2 protein-coding genes and 1 pseudogene are annotated in these 2,040 nt (G+C 67.3%); all 3 read right to left on the bottom strand.

The genetic code is table 11. The features are described from left to right. A partial coding sequence (locus RMO12_RS15635; RefSeq protein WP_309639977.1) for an ATP-binding cassette domain-containing protein occupies window positions 1-355 on the bottom strand: 355 nt, incomplete at its 3' end. Continuing rightward, a complete protein-coding gene (locus RMO12_RS15630) occupies window positions 352-1,653 on the bottom strand; it encodes a branched-chain amino acid ABC transporter permease (RefSeq protein ID WP_309639976.1) in 1,302 nt (433 codons plus the stop codon). The genes RMO12_RS15635 and RMO12_RS15630, both read right to left, overlap by 4 nt. A gap of 51 nt (window positions 1,654-1,704) precedes the next feature. Further along, window positions 1,705-2,040 (bottom strand): annotated as a pseudogene (locus RMO12_RS15625) (branched-chain amino acid ABC transporter permease); the annotation flags it as partial.

Below are 2,040 nucleotides of genomic sequence, written 5' to 3'. Positions count from 1 at the left end.
CGAGGAAGTTCCAAAAGGAGTAGCGCAAGCCCCGGCTCCACAGCACCGCACAGCGGATGTTCTCGAACACCGACAGCCGCGTGAACAGGTTGCTGACCTGGAAGCTGCGCGCCAGGCCGCGGCGGTTGATCTCGTAGGGCGTCTGTCCGTCGATGCGCTCTCCGTGGAGCAGGATCTCGCCGCTGCTCAGCGCCTGGCGCCCGCTGATCAGGTTGAACAAGGTCGACTTGCCCGCGCCGTTGGGCCCGATGAGGGCCACGCGCTCGCCGGCCTCGACGGCCAGGCTGGCGCCGCGGATGATCTCGGTCTTGCCGAAGCGCTTGCGCACGTCCCTCAGTTCGAGCGCAAGGCTCACGAGGCTTCCTTTCGCTGGAGGTCCTGGTCGATCTCGTCCTGCACCACGCCCCACTGCCGCACGAACTCCCGGCGGGTGATCTCGAACAGGCCCAGGCCGGTGAGCAGGACCCAGCCCGCACCGAACCAACTGTCGAGGCTCGTCACGTCGAGCGTCGCGCCGAGAAAGGGCACGGTGCTGCCGATCGCGGCACCGAGCTGCAGGTGGTAGGTCATGTCGATGATCGCGCCGGCGCCCGCCAGCAACACGAGCGCCGTGCCGGCCAGCGCCAGGTACGACACCCACAGCGTGCGCAGCTTGCCGAGGGCGGCCACGCGCAGGTTCATCAAGATCAAACTGGCAACGCCGCCCGGCGCATACATCACCATCAACAGGAACACGAGGCCGAGGTAGAGCAGCCACGCCTGGGTCAACTCCGACAGCAGCACGAAGGCGATCACCATCAAGACCGCGCCGATGATCGGCCCGAAGAACACCGTCGCGCCACCCAGGAAGGTGAACAGCAGGTAGGCACCCGAGCGGGCCGCGCCGACGACCTCGGCGGTGACGATCTCGAAATTGATCGCATACAGGCCGCCCGAGAGCCCGGCAAAGAAGCCCGCGATGACGAAGGCGAAGTAGCGCACCCGCTGCGGGTTGTAGCCGATGAATTCCACGCGCTCGGGGTTGTCGCGCACCGCCTCGAGCATGCGGCCGAGCGGCGTGCGCGTGAAGGCGAACATCGCGGCCGTTGCGATGAAGGTGTAGAGCGCAATCAGGTAATAGACCTGGATCTGCGGCCCGAAGCTGATGCCGGCCACCGCTTGGCCGATCACGCGGTTGCCGGCCACGCCCGCCTCGCCGCCAAAGAACTCGGGGACCATCAGCGAGGCGGCGAACACCAGTTCGCCGATGCCCAGCGTGATCATCGCGAACGGCGTGCCGGCCTTGCGGGTGGTGACAAAGCCGAGCAGCACCGCGAACACCATGCCGGCCACGGCGCCCACCAGCGGTATCAGGCTGACCGGAATGTCGAGCCGGCCACCGGCCGCCGCGTTGAGCGCATGGATCGCAACATAGGCGCCCAGGCCCGTGTAGACCGCGTGGCCGAAGCTCAGCATGCCGCCCTGCCCCAGCAGCATGTTGTAGGACAGGCAGGCGACGATCGCGATGCCCATTTGCGAGAGCATGGTGCGCGACAGGCCGCTGGTAAAGACGAGTGGCGCCGCGAGCAGCACCAGCGCAAACAGGCCCCACACGAGCCAGCGGCCGACCTTGTGCGGCTTGAATGGGTAGCAGGCGGTGCGAGAAACGCTCATCTCAGTCGCCCCACCGCGCTGGGCCGCACTCGCTGGGCGAGGAAATGCACCCTAGTCCTCCCGCGTGCCGAGCAGACCCTTGGGCCGCAAGATCAGCATCAGCACCAAGAGCAGATACGGCAGGATCGGCGCGACCTGAGAGACGGTGAGGCGCAGCAGCGAACTGCCGGTCGCCTCGGCGCCGAGCTTCACGCCGAGTTGACCGAGGGCGGTGCCGAGCGAATAGTCGAGCGCGATCGCGAAGGTCTGCACGATGCCGATGAGCAGCGATGCGACGAAGGCGCCCGACAGCGAGCCCATGCCGCCGACCACCACCACGACGAAGATCACCGAGCCGACGGTGGCCGCCATGGCCGGCTCGGTGACGAAGGTGGAGCCGCCGATCAC

This window comes from Methylibium sp. (assembly GCF_031393925.1).
Classification (GTDB): Bacteria; Pseudomonadota; Gammaproteobacteria; order Burkholderiales; family Burkholderiaceae_C; genus Methylibium.
Note: the sequence above shows the minus strand (reverse complement) of the source record. Positions and strands in the feature narration are given on the sequence as shown.

Bases quoted from the DNA above. Each gene is read 5' to 3' on its own strand.
- RMO12_RS15630 (WP_309639976.1), bottom strand. From the start codon at position 1,653: ATGAGCGTTTCTCGCACCGCCTGCTACCCATTCAAGCCGCACAAGGTC.